Origin of the sequence: Donghicola sp., from assembly GCF_025210255.1 — a bacterium.
Taxonomy (GTDB): Bacteria; Pseudomonadota; Alphaproteobacteria; order Rhodobacterales; family Rhodobacteraceae; genus Donghicola; species Donghicola eburneus.
On sequence record NZ_JAOARZ010000027.1, the window covers coordinates 1 to 17,193 of the forward strand.

At 58.2% G+C, this 17,193-nt stretch carries 20 protein-coding genes; 13 read left to right on the forward strand and 7 right to left on the reverse strand.

Annotated features, from left to right (window positions below):
• Positions 1-236 (forward strand): hypothetical protein (locus tag N4A58_RS13230; RefSeq protein WP_293710336.1); only part of this gene is annotated, 236 nt, incomplete at its 5' end.
• Positions 237-302: 66 nt separating this feature from the next.
• On the opposite strand, the gene N4A58_RS13235 is transcribed toward N4A58_RS13230, so the two are convergent.
• The gene (locus tag N4A58_RS13235) at positions 303-1,592 is read right to left on the reverse strand and encodes a tyrosine-type recombinase/integrase (protein ID WP_293710338.1); all 1,290 of its coding nucleotides are present in this window, start codon (positions 1,590-1,592) and stop codon (positions 303-305) included.
• A 303-nt stretch (positions 1,593-1,895) separates the two neighbouring features.
• Between N4A58_RS13235 and N4A58_RS13240 the strand changes: the two genes are divergently transcribed.
• Both N4A58_RS13240 and N4A58_RS13245 read left to right on the forward strand, forming a co-directional pair.
• Positions 1,896-2,969: a hypothetical protein gene (locus N4A58_RS13240; RefSeq protein WP_293710340.1), complete on the forward strand. Its 1,074-nt coding sequence runs from the start codon at positions 1,896-1,898 to the stop codon at positions 2,967-2,969.
• Positions 2,970-3,116: 147 nt separating this feature from the next.
• The gene (locus N4A58_RS13245; RefSeq protein ID WP_293710341.1) at positions 3,117-4,337 is read left to right on the forward strand and encodes an acyl-CoA dehydrogenase; all 1,221 of its coding nucleotides are present in this window, start codon (positions 3,117-3,119) and stop codon (positions 4,335-4,337) included.
• Positions 4,338-4,382: 45 nt separating this feature from the next.
• Here the strand turns inward: N4A58_RS13245 and N4A58_RS13250 are convergent, their stop codons facing one another.
• Both N4A58_RS13250 and N4A58_RS13255 read right to left on the reverse strand, forming a co-directional pair.
• Positions 4,383-5,069, reverse strand: coding sequence for a helix-turn-helix domain-containing protein (locus N4A58_RS13250; RefSeq protein ID WP_293710343.1), 687 nt, complete (start codon positions 5,067-5,069; stop codon positions 4,383-4,385).
• Positions 5,047-5,325, reverse strand: a complete 279-nt coding sequence (locus N4A58_RS13255; protein WP_293710452.1) for a hypothetical protein — start codon at positions 5,323-5,325, stop codon at positions 5,047-5,049. Before N4A58_RS13255 ends, N4A58_RS13250 begins: the two co-directional genes overlap by 23 nt.
• Positions 5,326-5,482: 157 nt before the next feature.
• Here N4A58_RS13255 and N4A58_RS13260 point away from each other — a divergent pair, with 157 nt between their 5' ends.
• From N4A58_RS13260 to N4A58_RS13275, 4 genes are all read left to right on the forward strand, one after another.
• Positions 5,483-6,052: a hypothetical protein gene (locus N4A58_RS13260; RefSeq protein ID WP_293710345.1), complete on the forward strand. Its 570-nt coding sequence runs from the start codon at positions 5,483-5,485 to the stop codon at positions 6,050-6,052.
• A 94-nt stretch (positions 6,053-6,146) separates the two neighbouring features.
• Entirely contained in the window at positions 6,147-6,788 is a 642-nt protein-coding gene (locus N4A58_RS13265; protein ID WP_293710347.1) for a ribonuclease HII, read from the forward strand.
• A 91-nt stretch (positions 6,789-6,879) separates the two neighbouring features.
• The gene (locus tag N4A58_RS13270; RefSeq protein ID WP_072708562.1) at positions 6,880-7,995 is read left to right on the forward strand and encodes a site-specific DNA-methyltransferase; all 1,116 of its coding nucleotides are present in this window, start codon (positions 6,880-6,882) and stop codon (positions 7,993-7,995) included.
• A 111-nt stretch (positions 7,996-8,106) separates the two neighbouring features.
• Positions 8,107-8,436, forward strand: coding sequence for a potassium channel family protein (locus N4A58_RS13275; protein WP_072708560.1), 330 nt, complete (start codon positions 8,107-8,109; stop codon positions 8,434-8,436).
• Here the strand turns inward: N4A58_RS13275 and N4A58_RS13280 are convergent.
• Together N4A58_RS13280 and mutY are read right to left on the reverse strand one after the other, a co-directional pair.
• A complete protein-coding gene (locus tag N4A58_RS13280) occupies positions 8,433-9,566 on the reverse strand; it encodes an alkane 1-monooxygenase (protein ID WP_293710353.1) in 1,134 nt (377 codons plus the stop codon). The genes N4A58_RS13275 and N4A58_RS13280 overlap by 4 nt on opposite strands.
• A 56-nt stretch (positions 9,567-9,622) precedes the next feature.
• Positions 9,623-10,693, reverse strand: coding sequence for an A/G-specific adenine glycosylase (gene mutY / locus N4A58_RS13285; RefSeq protein WP_293710355.1), 1,071 nt, complete (start codon positions 10,691-10,693; stop codon positions 9,623-9,625).
• Positions 10,694-10,775: 82 nt separating this feature from the next.
• Between mutY and N4A58_RS13290 the strand changes: the two genes are divergently transcribed.
• The 3 genes from N4A58_RS13290 to N4A58_RS13300 are packed head-to-tail and all read left to right on the forward strand — an operon-like array spanning position 10,776 to position 13,104.
• A complete protein-coding gene (locus tag N4A58_RS13290) occupies positions 10,776-11,300 on the forward strand; it encodes a DUF721 domain-containing protein (RefSeq protein WP_092463966.1) in 525 nt (174 codons plus the stop codon).
• A complete protein-coding gene (locus tag N4A58_RS13295) occupies positions 11,297-11,992 on the forward strand; it encodes a DsbA family protein (protein WP_293710357.1) in 696 nt (231 codons plus the stop codon). The genes N4A58_RS13290 and N4A58_RS13295 overlap by 4 nt, the downstream gene beginning before the upstream one ends.
• The gene (locus N4A58_RS13300; RefSeq protein ID WP_293710359.1) at positions 11,989-13,104 is read left to right on the forward strand and encodes a CaiB/BaiF CoA-transferase family protein; all 1,116 of its coding nucleotides are present in this window, start codon (positions 11,989-11,991) and stop codon (positions 13,102-13,104) included. The genes N4A58_RS13295 and N4A58_RS13300 overlap by 4 nt, the downstream gene beginning before the upstream one ends.
• A 16-nt stretch (positions 13,105-13,120) precedes the next feature.
• Here the strand turns inward: N4A58_RS13300 and hemC are convergent, their stop codons facing one another.
• Both hemC and N4A58_RS13310 read right to left on the reverse strand, forming a co-directional pair.
• On the reverse strand, positions 13,121-14,080 hold the full coding sequence (gene hemC / locus N4A58_RS13305; protein ID WP_293710361.1) for a hydroxymethylbilane synthase: 960 nt from the start codon (positions 14,078-14,080) through the stop codon (positions 13,121-13,123).
• Positions 14,077-14,205 (reverse strand): hypothetical protein, encoded by a 129-nt coding sequence (locus tag N4A58_RS13310; RefSeq protein WP_293710363.1) that lies wholly within the window; start codon positions 14,203-14,205, stop codon positions 14,077-14,079. The genes hemC and N4A58_RS13310 overlap by 4 nt, the downstream gene beginning before the upstream one ends.
• Here N4A58_RS13310 and hemE point away from each other — a divergent pair.
• Genes hemE through nagA form a run of 3 tightly spaced genes read left to right on the forward strand, consistent with a single transcriptional unit; the run spans position 14,204 to position 17,188 of the window.
• Positions 14,204-15,238, forward strand: coding sequence for a uroporphyrinogen decarboxylase (gene hemE / locus N4A58_RS13315; protein WP_293710365.1), 1,035 nt, complete (start codon positions 14,204-14,206; stop codon positions 15,236-15,238). The genes N4A58_RS13310 and hemE overlap by 2 nt on opposite strands.
• A 4-nt stretch (positions 15,239-15,242) precedes the next feature.
• A complete protein-coding gene (locus tag N4A58_RS13320) occupies positions 15,243-16,082 on the forward strand; it encodes a BadF/BadG/BcrA/BcrD ATPase family protein (protein ID WP_293710367.1) in 840 nt (279 codons plus the stop codon).
• Complete coding sequence (gene nagA / locus N4A58_RS13325; RefSeq protein ID WP_293710368.1) at positions 16,079-17,188, forward strand: N-acetylglucosamine-6-phosphate deacetylase; 1,110 nt, start codon at positions 16,079-16,081, stop codon at positions 17,186-17,188. Before N4A58_RS13320 ends, nagA begins: the two co-directional genes overlap by 4 nt.
• Positions 17,189-17,193: the final 5 nt, after the last annotated feature.

The following is a 17,193-nucleotide window of genomic DNA, read 5'->3' on the forward strand; positions in this document are numbered from 1 at the left end:
CTTCATCAGACCAATGCCGCCGCCGCGGCGTGTCCTCCGGGGATAAAATCTCGACGTTGGGAAAGTTGCTTAAACATGACATAAGCCATGCCTTAAGCCTAATTCCTCAATCCGCTAAGACGGCCCTCGCCGAAGGCGTACGGTTCATGGTGGGCACTCAAAGAAAAAAGCCGCCCTCAAGAGAGAACGGCTTTGGTGGATTTCATTTTTGGATCGCGCCTTTGCTGGGCGCTTAGACGGCTCTTTGCCATCATGAGAGGACAGTTAGCGCCCCAGTTGAGGCCTGTTTTGTTCAGTCATTTCTATGGCGCTGCTTCATTCACCAAAGCAGGGTATTCAAGCTGTTCAATCGAAGCTTTCAGCGTGTCGTAGAACGCTCCACCAGAATAGAGGCCATAGGTGATAGTCGACTTTTCGTGTCCCAGTATGTCGGCGCTGTGTTGTTCAGGAACGCCAGCATTCTCAAGGAGCGTTGCCACGGTCTTACGAATGCTGTGAAAGACATGCTCAGGGCCGAAGCCTTGCTTCTTTTTTAGAGAGCCAAAGCGCTTCCCAACGGCTCCAGAACGGTCATCGTACTTGTTCGAATTTGACTGACCGCAAAGGAGAAAACCGTCAGTGCTGTCTCGTTTGAGGCGTGCAATTGTTGGTTTCAGTTTCTCGTGGATAGGGATCTTCCGTCGCCCAGCACGAGACTTAGAGGCGATTATCTCCATCTCTTTATCAGATACGTGCTCGCACTTGATGTTGCACAACTCTGCAATCCGAGCTCCGGTCCACATTCCGAGTTCGATGAGGTCTGCTAGAGTTTGGTCCCCTTTGTTGAGAGCAGCTTTGTGTAGATCGACGACTTCGGTGGCCAAGAATGCCTTTCTTTCGCTCTCGATTGCCCGTCCCGACTTTCGCTTGGTTTTGTTCTTAGGAAGAACATTGTCGAAGGGAAATTTGGTTTCGTGGGTTTTTTCGTTGATGAGATTTTGCCTGTCGAGATAGTTCCAGTAACTACGACAGGATGAGAGAAGGCGGCCAATAGTGGCGTCCGAGATTGTCTCTCTCAATTCATCGACCCAGTTTCTCACTGAGCGTGACGAGATTTGGTCAGTGAAGCGGAACTTCCTCGACATCCGAAGCACATCGTTACGCTTCTGGTCGATCGATTTTTGATTGTTGTCGACCGTGGATAACCAATCTTCTATCTTTTCAGTCGTTTCGACTTTCTTGCCCCTGATTGCCGACACAATGTCTGGCGCACTGACCCTGTATGTCTTCGCCAGATTTTCGCTAACTTCTTCGAGTACTCCGAGGAGCGTTGCTTCTTCGTCGCCGGACGCACGTTCTAGTTCGTCCCTGTATTCGGAGAGAATTTCAGGCAAGCCTTCTAGGAGCGGGTTCTCACCTCTTCTGATTTGTTCGAAGGTGGTTTTCCAGTAGTCGAGAAGTGCGCCTTTTGAGCGCTCAGCGACGGTTACGCTCTCAGTCTTGAGCGATTGAACAATCCGCCTTTTTCCCACGACCTTACGGCAATCTTTGGGTACGTCCAAAACGAAGTACCAGCGCCGTCTTCTTGGCTCGATGTAACTATAGCTTCCCATAAAACCCCACACGTTTACCCCACACGGTTTAGGGGTAAAACGCTAGTTTTTATGAGGAAACAATGGCTTGTGATGCAAGTGCGGAGTTTCCTGTCGGGGTCACCAGCATCTCTAGCCGAAATACGCTATCAGTCTGTACTGAGATTACGCGTTTCAGCATAAGATCGAGGTTGGCCGGAGCCAACCAGAAAAGGCTTGATCAACTAGCAAGTTAGAGCCAAGTTGCGCGGAAATTTCTCGTAGATTAGGTCGGCAAGCCTAACGCCGATAAAATTTTAGATCGCATCAGTTGAGAGGTCCAGGATGATTAATGAGCTTGTAATTCACTTGGGCGACACCAAAACCGGCTCGACTTCGATCCAAAAGGCGCTCGTCGCAAAAGCCTACGATATTTCGAATAAAACACTCATCTATCCAACCGCGAATAATCACATCGGTTTGGCCAAAACGTTGACATTGAAGCGCCGCTTTGCAGAGCGCGAAAAGCGGTTCAAACGAGTCTATGACGTCCTGGCAAAAAGCGATGCAAACTATGGAGTTGTCTCTGCGGAGCATTTTCAGTTCGTCGATCCCGTGGTCTTCGATGAAGCCATCAAGACCTATTGGCCAAAACTGAGAGACCGTATCCGTCTCGTCGCCTACGTGCGGCCACATGGCGGCAAAATTCTTTCTGCATTCGCGGAGCGCGTGAAATTAGGCAATGATGTCGAAACGATCGAGCGTTTCATTCAAACAAGCTCTGAAAAACGCATGTTCGACTACACCGAGCGGTTCTCGAAATGGCGGGATGTGTTCGGAGACAGGTTCACACTGCGTCCCTTTATCCGTGACGAACTCTATAACCGAGATGCGATTCAGGATTTCTTTCACTTCCTTGTTGGCGGTCCTGAATTTCGTATTACCGAAGAAATCGCTGCCAACTCTTCTCTCACAGTTAGCCAGTTGGCCCTACTGCGCAAATTGCACCTTCAGATCGCCAAGCATAAAAAAGACAAGAAGGGCGTGGCAAAGTTCAAAGAAGGTAAAGGCTCGATTGGCCGCGTGATGGCCGAATACATGCGGGACAATCCTTTGGGGCAAGATGGAGAGAAGGTGAAACTGCCTGCATCCAAAATTGACTTCATCAAAGAACGGTATGCAGAAGATGCCAAAGCACTAGACGCAGCATTTTTTTCCGGAAGCCCTATGTTCAATGATCTGCAGCAGATCGAAAGAAGTGCAACTGACAAGCCGCAGCCGCTAAAGGCCGGCAAGTATTTCTCAAAAGAAGTTCTGCAGAGTGTCGACATCTTCTCGGATGTTTTGGGTGATATCGTAGTGAATGCCCCGACTTCGACGAAGAAGGCCATTAGCAAGTCACGCTCGGGTGCCGAGTAAAACCGGGATCAATACTAGTCTCTCAAGGCCTCTCACATCTGCTGTGAGAGGCCTTTTGATTTTTTAGTCTCATTTTGTCCTCTGGACACCGGGAAGTGCCTATGTTCCCAATAAGAACGTTCGTTCAATTCTGCCGGAGAACAGACCATGCTCGAGACCCCAAAGCTAAAGCAAAAAGACCGCCCCGATCTGGGCTCCTTTGACTGGGCTGATCCTTTGCTCTTGTCTGCACAGTTGTCCGAAGAAGAGCGCATGCTGCGGGATGGCGCCCATGCCTTCGCTCAAGATAAGCTTCAGCCACGTGTCGTTGCGGCGTTTGAGCAAGAGCGCGTCGAGCCGGAAATCTTCAAGGAAATGGGGGATGCGGGCCTGTTGGGTGCAACTGTGCCCGAGGAATATGGCGGGCTTGGTGCCTCCTACGTGTCCTACGGTCTGATTGCGCGTGAAGTAGAGCGCGTGGATTCGGGCTATCGCAGCATGATGAGCGTTCAGTCGTCACTCGTGATTTACCCGATCTATGCCTACGGCACCGAGGCGCAGCGACAGAAATATCTGCCAGGCCTGTGCTCTGGTGAACTGATCGGATGCTTTGGCCTGACCGAGCCCGACGCGGGCAGCGATCCTGCAGGGATGAAAACCCGTGCTGAAAAAACAGACAAAGGCTACCGATTGACCGGTTCCAAGATGTGGATTTCCAACAGCCCGATCGCGGATGTCTTTGTGGTGTGGGCGAAATCCGATGCGCATGGGGGCAAGATCAAAGGCTTTGTTCTGGAAAAGGGCATGGCTGGCTTGTCTGCCCCGAAAATCGGGAACAAGCTTTCCTTGCGCGCCAGTGTCACCGGCGAGATCGTGATGGACGGGGTCGAGGTTGGCGAGGATGCTTTGCTGCCGAACGTCGAGGGACTCAAAGGGCCGTTCGGTTGTCTGAACCGCGCGCGCTATGGCATTGCTTGGGGTGTCATGGGATCGGCAGAGTTCTGCTGGCACGCGGCGCGCCAGTACGGTCTGGACCGGAAGCAGTTCAGCCGTCCCATCGCGCAGACCCAACTGTTTCAGAAGAAGCTGGCGGATATGCAGACTGAGATCACCTTGGGCTTGCAAGCGGCATTGCAAGTCGGGCGCTTGATGGACGCAGCCGAGGCCGCGCCCGAGATGATCAGCCTGATCAAACGCAACAACTGCGGCAAAGCCTTGGACATCGCCCGTCACGCCCGCGACATGCATGGCGGCAATGGGATCAGCGGCGAATTCCAAGTGATCCGCCATATGATCAACCTCGAAACGGTGAATACCTACGAAGGCACCCACGACGTACACGCACTAATCCTGGGACGCGCGCAAACGGGGCTTCAGGCGTTTTTCTGAGGGAACTTTCTGTCGTGCCAAGCGTCGGATGCGATCCACTCACACTCACCGAACGTCAATCGCGTCCTTCGCCACCGACAGCATATAGCCGCGCCGCGCAATGCTCCGGACGAGCAGTTCGCTGACCATCTGGTTGCCCAAGGCGTCGCGGAGGCGTTTGATTCTGGTGGCGCCTGCGGCCTCTTCGCAGTCGGCCGAGGCCTTTCCGCTGATCATGCCTTCGATTTCAGAGCCGGATAGGATGTCATCGTCCATCCGCGCTTCGGCCAGAACGGACAGGGTTTCAATCGCGGCGGGGGTCAGTTTGAAGCCCATGTCGTTCAGGTAAACCATGTTCTCGTTCCGTTGGATCACGAGCGATCGCACCTGAATGCCCGACCGTTCGATCTGGGCCATGCGGCGGCCCAGGGTCGTCAGCAGCAGCAGGAACACCAGCGCTGACAGCAGCATTGCGCAGGAAAATACCAAGAGCACAAAGATCACCATCCGGTAGCTGGCCAGCGTGTCGGAAAAGGCGGTTCCAGACTGCGCCAGAATTTCCAATAGTTTCAGATCGGCGCGGCCGGTCAGGGTGTCATTCTCTATGAAAATCTGCTCGACCTGCGCGTTAAAGGCGTTCGCATCGGGCAGGCTCAGGATCAGGAATACGGCCGCCACGCCGAGAATCGCGATCACCACCGCGAATCCGATCCAGACGATCCGGTTTCCCTTAGTAACGAAGGAAGAAGTCACCCGCCGCGCCTTTGCGTTGTTCCAGTCCAGACTCTTCAAAGGTGCCAACGATATTCAGCAAGGTCCAGCCATCTGCTGCCAGTTTCGGGCGCAGACCGTTGGCCGCGCTTTTCTTGGTGCAGTCACCAGAGACCTGCGTGACCCCGTAGGCAAGGCGCAGCGGATCGTCTTTTTTCGCTTTGTAGTCGGCGTAGCAGGCCGCCTGAGCAGGGACTGCCAATGCCACTAGCCCGAGGGCAAAGAGGATGCGTTTCATGCGCCAAAAATGCGCGATCCCCGCTGTGATATGCAATAACATTCGTGGGTCTTTGGCTGGTTATCTCATAGCAATCCTATGATATTGCTCGACTTTCAGGTTTCTGACGACGGTGGCTGCATCAGATACACCCGCTGGCCCACACGGAGACCCGAAAATGAAAAAGATCAGCAAAACCCTGACGACTTTGACCCTCGCGACCGCCTTGTTTGTGGGCGGTGCCACGCAGCCCGTCCATGCGGCTGAAAACAACGACGCGCTGCGTGCTTTGGCGGGAATCGCGGCGCTCGCGGGGATCGCGCTTGCGGTAAACAACGCCAACCGCGCAAACGAAGCGGAGCAGCGCGCTGAACACTACAAGGACCGATACAAAGACGAGCGTGATCGCCACACCTATGTGCCGACTCATAATCCGTACTACGGCAACAACCGCCCCACTTACGGCCACGGGTCGTCGAACCATTGGAATCACATCAAGCCTCCGGTGACGAAGCCCGCGCCGACATCCACGCAAGTGATGCCGCGCGGCTGCTTGCGGACATACGACACCCGTCAGGGCCGTGATGTTGCGATGTACGAGATGGGCTGCCTCGTCTCTGAAAAGATCCGCATCCGCAAATTGCCGAATGAGTGTCTGCGCCAGATTCGCACCGAACAGCGCCGAGATGTTCAGGGATACGATCCCCGGTGCCTTGGTAATCGTGGGGTCGCGTTGTTGCGTCGCTAAGTCCCCTCTCGCCACGTGATACCGCAACTGGCGGGCCTTCGGGTCCGCCTTTTTTGTGGTTGCGGGATTCGCGAGGCAGGGGCCACATGCAGCCATGACAGAAAAAACTTCACCCGACGATTCTTTCGAACGCGCCGCGATGGCGCGCGGTTTATCCCCAGTGGCCGGTGTGGACGAAGTGGGCCGTGGCCCATTGGCCGGACCCGTGGTTGCCGCCGCCGTGATTCTGAACCCCGACGACATTCCCGAGGGTCTGAACGATTCTAAGAAGCTGACCGCGAAGCGCCGTGCCGCGATTCTCGAGGTGATTCTGGAAAAGGCGCAGTACGGGATCGGAACCGCCTCGGTCGAAGAGATCGATCAGATCAACATCTTGCAGGCCAGCTTCCTTGCCATGCGCCGTGCGGTCGAAGCTTTGCACGTTCAGCCCGCGCACCTGTTGATAGATGGCAATAAAATTCCCCCTGAACTCAATGGTTTCTCTGAATGCATCGTCAAAGGGGACAGCCGATCCGTGTCAATCGCGGCGGCCTCGATTATCGCAAAAGAGCACCGTGATGGCATCATGCGCGACCTTGCAGAGCAGTTCCCCGGCTACGGCTGGGAGAAGAATGCAGGCTACGGATCCAAGGCCCACATGGATGCACTTACGCTTTTGGGCGCAACAGAGCACCATAGGCGTACCTTCAAACCTATCCACAACATCTTGTATCAAGGCAAAAACTTAACTTCCTGATTCAAAAAAGAAATTGACCTTCTGCCGGGTTTCCCACATTTTTATCCACAACTAGAGCGCACTAAGCGCCGGTGTTAGAGGCAGACAAAAAATGACAAAGAATTCCAAGCAGGACGCGCAGTGCGCGCTCCCAAGGAACGCTATTTTGGGCGGTGACTGCATCGAGTTGATGAACTCGCTTCCTGAAAACAGCGTTGACCTGATCTTTGCGGATCCCCCGTACAATTTGCAATTGCGCGGAGAGTTGAACCGTCCGGATAATTCCAAGGTCGACGCTGTGGATGATCACTGGGATCAATTCGACAGCTTTGCAGCTTATGACGAATTTACCCGTGGCTGGCTGGCTGCAGCCCGCCGTTTGCTGAAGCCGAATGGCGCCATTTGGGTCATTGGCAGCTATCATAATATTTTCCGCGTTGGCGCAGCGCTCCAGAACACTGGTTACTGGATCCTGAACGACGTGGTTTGGCGCAAGTCCAACCCCATGCCTAACTTCCGCGGCAAGCGTCTGACCAACGCACACGAGACTATGATTTGGGCGTCCAAGTCAGAAGGCGCGAAGTACACCTTTAACTACGAGGCCCTGAAAGCCCTGAACGAAGGTGTCCAGATGCGCAGCGACTGGGTCCTGCCCATTTGCACCGGCCACGAACGCCTGAAAGACGAGGAGGGCAACAAAGCCCACCCGACCCAGAAGCCCCAGAGCCTGCTGCACCGCGTCATCGTTGGCAGCACCAACCCGGGCGATGTGGTTCTGGACCCCTTCTTTGGCACCGGCACCACCGGCGCTGTGGCCAAGATGCTGGGCCGCGACTTCATCGGGATCGAGCGCGAAGAAAGCTATCGCGCCATCGCCGAAGAGCGTATTGCCCAAGTCAAACCCTACGACAAGACTGCCCTCGAGGTGTCGACGTCGAAGCGTGCAGCCCCCCGTGTCCCCTTTGGCCAGTTGGTCGAACGTGGCATGCTCCAGCCCGGCGATGAGCTTTACTCCACCGGCAACCGCTACAAGGCGATTGTCCGTGCGGATGGCACTCTGGTCGGCAAGGACTTCAAGGGCTCGATCCATCAGGTCGGCGCACATTACGAAGGTGCCCCCAGCTGCAACGGCTGGACCTACTGGCACTTCAAGCGTGATGGCCAGATCATTCCGATCGACGTGCTGCGCCAGCAAATCCGCGCCGAAATGGAAGGCCGGACCAACTAAACCCTAACAAGCAACTCCAGTTGCCTGCGACCGCGTTTCTTTGTCATACGCGGTCTCAACTTCGCCCCGCTGGTAATCCCATTCGCGGCGGGGCGCTTTTTCGAGGCGATGATGCAGCTACTGACGGCCTACATCCGCCTGCTTCGGGCCATCTACGAAGCGTTCACGCACCAATTGGTTCTGGCTCTGTTTTCAGTGAACCTGCTTTTGGTGTCGATTGCCTCTGTCATCTACATGCATATCGAAGGCTGGGGATTCGTCCAAGCTCTCTACTTTTCGGTCATCACGATCTCGACTGTTGGTTACGGTGATCTGGTGCCCATCACGCCTGCGGGCAAGCTGTTCACATCCGGCTACATTTTTATCGGCGCGGGGTTCTTTTTCCTTGCCGTTGGCGCGTTCGCCGAAGACGTCATCAAATATATTCGCGAGCACCGTTAACGGGGCAGGGGGTTCTGCCCTTTGTTATAGGGCTTCCAGTCCTCGATCTCGGGGTAATACTTGGCGCGCCATTCCCGCACTTTGGGGTTCATTACCCGCCGCCAATAGCTGGGGATCATCGCACCCATCGTCATAAGCGGATAGCCGTGGGGCAGTTGCGGCGCCTCATCCTCGGAATAATTCTGCAGCAGGGGGAAGCGCCGGTCGGGCTTATAATGGTGGTCCGAATGGCGTTGTAGGTTGATCAGCAGCCAGTTGGTCCCCTTGTGCGAGGCATTCCAGCTGTGGTGCGGTTTGACGTGCTCGTATTTGCCATCCCCCAGATGTTTGCGGGTCAGACCGTAGTGTTCGACATAATTCACGATTTCCAGTTGCCAGATCGCGATGAACGCTTGGTACAGGAATAGGCCAAGCCCTGCCCATCCGCCGATCACAAAGGCCAGCACCAGCATCGCCGCCTGCAGCGCCCAATAGCGCCAGAAGGGGTTGGATTTGTGCGTCCAAGGCAGATCACGGCGGGCCAGCATCGCTTTCTCCGCCCTGAACGAGGACAATAGAGATTCGCGCAGCACGCGGGGAAAGAACCGGTGGAAGCCCTCGTTATAGCGGGCGGTCACCGGATCTTTGGGCGTTCCGACATAGACGTGGTGGACGCGCAGGTGTTCGCTGCGGAAATGCGAGTACATCACCATCGCCAACAGGATGTCCCCGAGCCACCGTTCTTTGGCGTTTTTCTGGTGCATCAATTCGTGGGAATAGGTGATCCCGATGGTCCCCGTGATCACCCCGACGCCAAAAAACATCAGGATGCTCTCCAGCGTATTCAGGTGTTCGGCGCGGGTCACGTACCAGATCATCCCGAACAAAGTAGCGAATTGCAGAGGTGGCCACATGACGGTGATCGCGCGGTACCAGAACAAATCCGATTCGGGCGTCTCGGGGTCGGCGTTCTCGGTTTCCAAGCCGCCAACGGCGTCCAACACGCTGAACATGTACCACGTCACGATCGGCATCAGCAGAATCGCCAATCCTCCTGTGACCGCGCAGAACCACGCCAATGGCAACAGCAGGACCGGTAGCCAGAACGGCAGGGCGCGCGAAAAACGGGACACTTGTACAGCGGGAATCATGTCAGGCTCCAATGATCATTGCGCGCAGCCTAAGCCCTTTGCCAACCGCGTCAAATTCACGTTTTGCCGCGATCTGTCAGGGCAAATGCCTTGCGCATCACCGTGGGCAGGGACGCGGGATCAAATGCGCCTGCCTCAATGAACTCGCCGCGCTCGGGCTGCCGTTCCATTGGGACAAGGGCAGTCAGAACGGTTAGGCTCAGGTGGAAGTGGGTGAAGGTGTGCTTTGCCTCTTCGTTCAGGGTCTTCCACTCGGCGCGGATCGGAGGAGCAGGCACGGGATCGGTTTCGGCCCAGTCAGAGCCAGGCCACCCCAGCATACCGCCGAGTAGACCACTTTCTGGCCGTGTTTCCAGCAGATAGGCGCCGTCCACACGGCGCGCGATATAGGCAATGCCACGACGTTTGGGCTTGGCTTTCTTTTGCTTCTTGCGAGGCAGGTCGGTGGGCGTGCCTTCGAGCCGCGCGCGGCAGTTATCCCGCCACGGGCACAGCCCGCAGGCCGGATTGCGCGGGGTGCAGATGGTCGCCCCCAAGTCCATCACCGCTTGGGCGTAGTCGCCGGGGCGGTCGTCTGGGGTCAGGGTCGCAGCCCATTCGGTCAGTTCAGGCTTGGCGTCGGGCAGCGGCGTTTGCACGTTAAAAATACGGGACATGACGCGTTCGACGTTGCCATCGACCACCACCGCAGGCTCATCAAACGCGATCGAGGCGACAGCCGCCGCGGTATAAGGCCCAACGCCCGGCAGTTTCAGCAGCTCCGCATAGGTCTGTGGAAACACGCCGCCATGTTCATCCGCTACCGCGCGGGCGCATTTCAGCAAGTTCCGAGCACGGGCGTAGTACCCCAGACCGGCCCAATTCGCCATGACGTCCGCGTCCTCGGCTGCGGCCAAGTCGCTGACCGTGGGCCATTTTCCGGTGAACTTTAGGAAGTAGTCTTTGACCGCAGCCACAGTGGTTTGCTGCAACATGACCTCTGACATCCAGATGCGATAGGGATCGGGGCGCACGCCAGCCTTGCGCTCGGCAGGGCCGACACGCCAAGGCATCTTGCGGGCGTGGCCATCGTACCAGTCCAGCAATGTTTCAGATTTTGGAACCGGGATCGCCGAAGTGTCACGCATTCTTTATCCTTTGTGCCAATAGGGCTCTGGCCCTCGGGGCGCGTGTCACTAGAATAGTGCCAGACAGAAGGATGCAAGACCCATGGCCCCACGCAAGCCATCCACGCGCGGCTTTGCCCGCACCAGCAATCTGCTGACAACGCAAATTCGCCAAGTCGGCGAAAAGCGTGGCTTTGCCGTGGCGCGTCTGCTGACCCATTGGTCCGAGGTCGTGGGCGAGGATATCGCCGCTATCGCCCGCCCCGTGAAGGTTGGCTATGGACGCCAAGGCATGGGGGCGACGTTGACCCTGCTGACCACCGGCGCGAACGCTCCGATGCTGGAAATGCAAAAGGATATGATCCGCAACCGCGTCAATTCCTGCTACGGCTACAATGCGATCGCGCGGGTCTACATCACGCAAACTGCGCCGACCGGCTTTGCAGAAGGGCAGGCGCAGTTCGGCCACGCACCGAAAAAATCGAAGCCCCAGCCCACCCCTGAAATTCGCGCTGCTGCTGCACAGACGGCCGCTGACGTGGGGGACAATGACCTTCGCGCTGCGCTGGAACGGCTGGCGCAGAACGTATACCTGAAGAACAAGACCCAAAACGTGAGGCCTAAATGACCCGTAAGTTGTTCGCATCCGTCCTAATCGCAGTCGCCGCCCTTGGTGGCGCGTTCTGGCTGACCAGCACGCCTGAAACCTCTTCGTCGCTGCTGCCCGCCGCAGCCTATGCGCAAGACGCCACCGCGGACGCTGCCACCGATGAGGCCACTGCCGAAGCGACCGTGACCGAGATGGTCATGGGGGCAGAGGACGCGCCTGTGACTATCGTGGAATACGCGTCGTTCACCTGCCCGCACTGCAAAAACTTTCATGATGGTCCGCTAAAGGAGATCAAGAAAAACTACATCGATACCGGCAAGGTGAAGTTCGTCTTCCGCGAGGCGTATTTCGACCGCCCCGGTCTGTGGGCCTCGATGGTGGCGCGTTGCGGCGGTCCGCTGCGCTACTTCGGGATCTCTGATCTGGTCTTTGAAAACCAGAGCGAATGGGCGCGTGCCGAATCTGCGGCAGACATGGTTGGCCATCTGCGCCGCTATGCCAAGATTGCAGGCTTGGATGATGCGCAACTGGACGCGTGCCTGAGTGATGCGGACAAGGCACAGGCGCTGGTGGATTGGTATCAGGCGAACGATGCCAAAGATAACATCACCGGCACGCCGACCTTCTTCATCAATGGCGAGAAAAAGCCGAACATGAACTATGCCGACTTCTCTGCTGCCCTCGACGAGGCGCTCGCCGAGGCCGAATGACTGCGCCTCTTGCAGGTGTAAAAGTCGTCGAACTGGCGCGTATTCTGGCCGGCCCTTGGGCCGGTCAACTGCTGTCCGATTTGGGGGCCGAGGTCACCAAGGTCGAAAGCCCCGAGGGCGACGACACCCGCCGCTGGGGCCCGCCCTTCATCGAACGAGAGGGCGACCGGAGTGCTGCCTATTTCCACTGCTGTAACCGTGGAAAGCGCTCGGTCATCGCCGATTTTCGAACTCCCGAAGGCCAAGAGGCTGTGCGCAAACTGGTCGCCGAAGCGGATGTTCTGATCGAGAACTTCAAGGTTGATGGGCTGAAGAAATACAGCTTGGACTACGAGAGCTTGCGCGAGGTGAACCCGCGCTTGGTCTATTGCTCGATCACGGGTTTCGGGCAGGACGGACCCTATGCCGCGCGGGCAGGCTATGACTACATCATCCAAGGTATGTCCGGCCTGATGTCCGTGACCGGATCGCCCGAGGGGCAGCCCATGAAGGTGGGTGTCGCAGTCACCGATATTTTTACGGGCCTCTATGCGAGCAACGCGATTCTGGCGGCGCTGTATCAGCGCGATCGGACGGGCAGGGGGCAACAGGTCGATCTGGCGCTCTTTGACGTGGCGGTCGGGGTGATGGCCAATCAGGCGATGAACTATCTGGCCACGGGGGATGCGCCCCAGCGGCTGGGGAATGCCCACCCGAATCTTGCGCCCTATCAGGTTTTTGCGTGTAGCGATGGGCACCTGATCATCGCGGTCGGAAATGACGGGCAGTTTGCGCGGTTCTGCGAATTGCTTGGGGTGCCTGCTTTGGCAGCCGCTCCGGACTACGCGACCAATCCTGCGCGGGTCGCCAATCGGGCCGCTTTGGATCAGGCGCTGACCCCCGTGATTGCAGGGTGGACCAAGGCTGATCTGCTGACAGCGTGCGAGGCGCAGGGCGTCCCTGCTGGGCCGATCAATGATATGTCCGAAGTCTTTGCCGATCCACAGATCATCGCGCGCCAGATGCAGATCGCGCCGGATAGGGTGCCCGGTGTGCGATCGCCGATCCGCTTTTCCGAGGCAGAGTTGTCACTGGACAAAGCTGCCCCGAAACTGGGTGAGGACAGCCAATAGAGGCTGTCCCATCCATTCAGCCTTTGAAGTCAAAGAAGCCTTCTCCGGCGCGCTCTAGCAGGCGCGCGGCCATGTCAGCGCCCATCTGGGCAGCGTCGGCATAAGGCGCGCTCGCCTCGTCGGTCAGGCTTTCCGATCCATCGGGGCGCAGGATTTCGGCGCGCAGACGGACCATGCCATCCTTCAGTTCGGCCAGACCCGCAATCGGAGTCTCGCACGATCCATCCAGACCCGCCAACAAGGTTCGTTCTGCCGCCATCATGATCGCAGTGTCCGCATGGTGGATCGCGGCCAGCATTTGGCCCGCCATGTCGTCGCTCGAACGGCGCTCGATGCAGATGGTGCCTTGGGCGATTGCGGGCAGCATGTCCTCTTCGGAAATGGGCGAGGTCGCGACGCTGTCCATACCCAGGCGGTTCAGGCCCGCCATCGCAAGGAACGTGCAGTCGGCCACGCCATCGGCCAGCTTTTTCAGGCGAGTTTGCACGTTGCCGCGGAATTCCACGACGGTCAGATCGGGGCGCTTGTGCAAGAGCTGCGCACGGCGGCGCAGGCTGGATGTCCCGACAACGGCGCCAGAGGGCAGGTCAGCGATGCTGTCCACGTTCGATGAAATGAACGCGTCGCGATGATCCTCGCGGGGCAGGAAACAGTCCACGATCAGCCCCTCGGGCTGCAGAACCGGCATGTCCTTGGTCGAGTGGACGGCGATGTCGATGCCGCCGGACAGCATGGCTTCTTCAATCTCTTTGGTGAACAGACCCTTGTTGCCGATCTCTTTCAGCGGGCGGTCCGCGTCAATCATGGCGCGGTTGTCACCGGTCGTCTTGATCACCACGATCTCGAACGCTGCCTCGGGCAGATCGAAGGCGGCCATCAGACGGGCGCGGGTTTCTACGGCTTGCGCCAGCGCGAGCGGGCTGCCTCGGGTGCCGATTTTGAGCGGCTGATCGGGGGTCGGAAGCATCTGTGTCATGGCGCAATCGATAGCTTGCCCTTGATGCCCAATGCAAGCGCGATACGTTGCGCCACACCGCCAAGACCTTGACACAGGGTCGCAGACAAGGGACCAACCTTGCCAAAGAGAACAGAGGACATCATGGCCGAAACCAAACCGCTGCTGCGTGCCCTGTCGGGCGAGACCCTGCCCACACCGCCGATCTGGATGATGCGTCAGGCAGGCCGCTATCTGCCTGAATACCGCGCCACCCGCGCCGAAGCCGGCGATTTCCTGTCCCTGTGCTACAACAGCGATCTGGCGACCGAGGTGACGTTGCAGCCGATCCGCCGTTACGGCTTCGACGCGGCTATCCTGTTCGCCGACATTCTGCTGATCCCCGATGCGCTGGGGGCTGATCTGTGGTTCGTGACTGGCGAAGGTCCGCGTCTGTCCACAATCACAACCGAAGAAGATTTCGCAAAGCTTAAAGGCGCGGACGACATCCACAACCATCTGGCCCCGATCTATCAGACCGTCAGCAACCTGTCCTCTGCTCTGCCCAAAGAGGTCGCGCTGATTGGCTTTGCCGGTGCGCCTTGGACCGTGGCAACTTATATGATCGCGGGCCGTGGCACCAAGGACCAAGGTCCGGCGCACGCGCTCATGCAGGAAAACACCCCTCTGTTCGAGGCGTTGATTGACCGTCTGACCGACTCGACCATCGAATACCTGTCTGCGCAGATCCGTGCGGGCGCCGAGTGCGTAAAGCTATTCGACAGCTGGGCCGGATCGCTGAAAGGCGAGGCGTTCGACAAATACGCCTTGGCCCCCGCCAAGAAAATCATCAGCGAAATCAAGGATCGTCACCCCGGTGTGCCCGTGATCGCTTTCCCGCGTGAAGCAGGCGACAAGTACATCGGCTTTGCCAAGGAAACCGGCGCGAACTGCGTGGCGCTGGACAACTCGGTCAGCCCCGAATGGGCGGCAGCGAATGTGCAGGTCGATGGCTGCGTTCAGGGCAACTTGGCGTCCTCGCACATGGTGACCGGTGGTCAGGCGCTGGTGGATGAGACCCGCCACATCGTACAGACCTTCAAGAACGGGCCGCACATCTTCAACTTGGGCCACGGGATTACGCCGGACGCGAACCCCGACAATGTCCAGCTGATGATCGACACCGTCCGCGAAAGCTAAGGCTTTGACCGCGCCGATCCTGATTGCAGTGGACGGCGGCGGCACGGTTTCGCGCTATGCCATGCGGCGTGGCGCGGACTATTCCGAGGCGACTGCCGGCCCCGCGAATGTCTCTAGTGACTTTGATGGCGCGCTGGCGAACCTGCGTTTGGGCCTAGAAAAACTAGGGCTTTCTGCGGGCGAATTGCAGGATGCGCGCATCTGCATGGGGCTCGCAGGCGTCTTGGACGAGGCAGACGCAGCGCGGGTCCTCAATGCCCTGAAATTTCCACATCTCAAGGTCTTGGACGACCGCGCGATCGCGGTGCGCGGCGCGTTTTTGTCGTCTGGTGTCGGGGCCTTGGCGGGTATTGGTACAGGCTCATATGTGGCCTGCCTCAGAGATGGCGCCGTGCAGTTTGCGGGCGGCTGGGGGCTGGCTTTGGGGGACGAGGCCAGTGGTGCTTGGCTGGGGCGAGAGGCGTTGCGCGCCGCATTGATGACGCACGAAGGGGCCGGACTGCAAAGCACGCTTGTCGCAGAGCTCTTGAAGGGCGGGCCCGCTCGGATTATGCGCGACGCGGCTCTGGCTGATCCGGCGTGGTTTGGGCAAATTGCTCCGCTCGTGGTTAACGCTTCGGTAACGGGTGATAAGGTAGCGATGGACCTGCTGAATCGTGGGGCGGCGTATCTGTCGGATACGCTGCGGCGGATTGGCTGGACAGACGGGGTGCCCTTGGTCCTGACGGGCAGTTTGGGGCCCGTGTATAAACCTTATTTGCCTGCGGACATGCGGGCCAACCTGAAGGAGCAGGAGGGCAGCGCCCTAGATGGGGCCTTTGCCTATGCTGCTGAAATGCCATGATCTTATCCGGTGCGCGGGTCTTTGATGGGGTGAAACTTCACGACGGTATGGGCGTCGCGCTAGAGGAGGGCCGCGTTCTGGCGACCGGCCCGCTCGAAGGGGACGATCTGGGCGGTGGCATCCTGTGTCCGGGTTTTGTGGACATCCAAGTGAACGGCGGCGGCGGCGCGATGCTGAACGAAGCGCCCACGGCCCAGACCCTGCGTTTGATGTCCGAAGCCCATGCAAAATTGGGGGCCACGTCGATTTTGCCGACCCTGATCACGGCACCGCTTGAGGTGTTTCAGGACGCTGTGAATGCGGTGGTCGAGGCGCGCCAAGAGGGCGTGCAGGGTTTGGTCGGTTTGCATCTGGAGGGGCCGCACCTGACCCGTGCTGGGGCCCATGACCCAGAACTGCTGCGGCCTATGACAGATGTGGATGTGAAGCTGTATTGCCATGCGGCGCGGGTGCTGGGATGCCTGAAAATCACGGTCGCGCCTGAACTTGTTTCTGACAACCATATCAATAGCTTGGTGCAGTGCGGCGTGATCGTTTCGCTGGGCCACACCGAGGCGGATTATGACCGTTGTCGTACCGCGTCGCAGGCGGGGGCGAGCGTTGTGACCCACCTGTTTAACGCCATGACGGGGCTACAGCATCGCGCGCCGGGCTGTGTCGGCGCTGCTTTGGCGGACCCGCGGCTTTCGGCGGGCCTGATTGCGGATGGCATGCACGTGCACGAGGGGCTTCTGGCGACGGTTTGGCGGGCCAAAGCGGGGGTGGACCGGCTGTTTCTGGTGAGCGACGCGATGGCGGTTGCGGGCACCGAGATGACAGAATTTACCCTGAATAATCGGCGGGTTATGCGATCTGGCGGGCGCCTGACCCTAGAGGATGGGACGCTGGCGGGGGCCGATCTGGACCTGAGCACGGCCGTGAAAAACATGGTTAACGCAGGTGTGCCACTGGAAGAGTCGCTGGCCATGGCGACGCGCGTTCCGGCGGATGTGATCGGGCGCGATGACCTGGGCCGGATCGAGCTTGGGAGCCCTGCCGATCTGGTTCATCTGGACGACGATCTGAATGTGCAGGCGGTCTGGCGGGGCGGGCAAAGGGTCCTCTGACCCCA

Bases quoted from the DNA above. Each gene is read 5' to 3' on its own strand.
- N4A58_RS13235 (WP_293710338.1), bottom strand. From the start codon at position 1,592: ATGGGAAGCTATAGTTACATCGAGCCAAGAAGACGGCGCTGGTACTTC.
- N4A58_RS13240 (WP_293710340.1), top strand. From the start codon at position 1,896: ATGATTAATGAGCTTGTAATTCACTTGGGCGACACCAAAACCGGCTCG.
- N4A58_RS13245 (WP_293710341.1), top strand. From the start codon at position 3,117: ATGCTCGAGACCCCAAAGCTAAAGCAAAAAGACCGCCCCGATCTGGGC.
- N4A58_RS13255 (WP_293710452.1), bottom strand. From the start codon at position 5,325: ATGAAACGCATCCTCTTTGCCCTCGGGCTAGTGGCATTGGCAGTCCCT.
- N4A58_RS13260 (WP_293710345.1), top strand. From the start codon at position 5,483: ATGAAAAAGATCAGCAAAACCCTGACGACTTTGACCCTCGCGACCGCC.
- N4A58_RS13265 (WP_293710347.1), top strand. From the start codon at position 6,147: ATGACAGAAAAAACTTCACCCGACGATTCTTTCGAACGCGCCGCGATG.
- N4A58_RS13270 (WP_072708562.1), top strand. From the start codon at position 6,880: ATGACAAAGAATTCCAAGCAGGACGCGCAGTGCGCGCTCCCAAGGAAC.
- N4A58_RS13275 (WP_072708560.1), top strand. From the start codon at position 8,107: ATGCAGCTACTGACGGCCTACATCCGCCTGCTTCGGGCCATCTACGAA.
- N4A58_RS13280 (WP_293710353.1), bottom strand. From the start codon at position 9,566: ATGATTCCCGCTGTACAAGTGTCCCGTTTTTCGCGCGCCCTGCCGTTC.
- mutY (WP_293710355.1), bottom strand. From the start codon at position 10,693: ATGCGTGACACTTCGGCGATCCCGGTTCCAAAATCTGAAACATTGCTG.
- N4A58_RS13290 (WP_092463966.1), top strand. From the start codon at position 10,776: ATGGCCCCACGCAAGCCATCCACGCGCGGCTTTGCCCGCACCAGCAAT.
- N4A58_RS13295 (WP_293710357.1), top strand. From the start codon at position 11,297: ATGACCCGTAAGTTGTTCGCATCCGTCCTAATCGCAGTCGCCGCCCTT.
- N4A58_RS13300 (WP_293710359.1), top strand. From the start codon at position 11,989: ATGACTGCGCCTCTTGCAGGTGTAAAAGTCGTCGAACTGGCGCGTATT.
- hemC (WP_293710361.1), bottom strand. From the start codon at position 14,080: ATGACACAGATGCTTCCGACCCCCGATCAGCCGCTCAAAATCGGCACC.
- hemE (WP_293710365.1), top strand. From the start codon at position 14,204: ATGGCCGAAACCAAACCGCTGCTGCGTGCCCTGTCGGGCGAGACCCTG.
- N4A58_RS13310 (WP_293710363.1), bottom strand. From the start codon at position 14,205: ATGATGTCCTCTGTTCTCTTTGGCAAGGTTGGTCCCTTGTCTGCGACC.
- nagA (WP_293710368.1), top strand. From the start codon at position 16,079: ATGATCTTATCCGGTGCGCGGGTCTTTGATGGGGTGAAACTTCACGAC.